We start from the raw sequence: 260 nt of genomic DNA, 5'->3' as shown, positions 1-260 counted from the left end.
TTCAGCGGCGTCAAATTGAACTTGCCAAACTTTATGGGATTGAAGGTTTCTGCTTCTACTTCTATTGGTTCGGTGGTAAGCGCCTGCTAGAAACACCGATTGAAAACTATCTTAAAGACACCAGCTTGGACCTGCCATTTTGTTTGTGCTGGGCAAATGAGAACTGGAGTCGACGCTGGGACGGCTTGGACAGCGAGATTTTGATTGATCAAAAACACTCACCTGAAGACGATCTGGCTTTTATCGCCTATGTAGCTCAA

Annotated in this window: 1 protein-coding gene; it reads left to right on the top strand. The window is 45.4% G+C overall.

The annotated features are described in order from the left end of the window. A partial coding sequence (locus tag AC3XQU_RS24185) for a glycoside hydrolase family 99-like domain-containing protein (RefSeq protein ID WP_489876663.1) occupies positions 1-260 on the top strand: 260 nt, incomplete at both ends.

This window comes from Telluria sp. AZSoR62 (assembly GCF_058111565.1).
The sequence above is the reverse complement of the archived record's forward strand: the minus strand, read 5'-3'. Positions and strand labels throughout refer to the sequence as shown.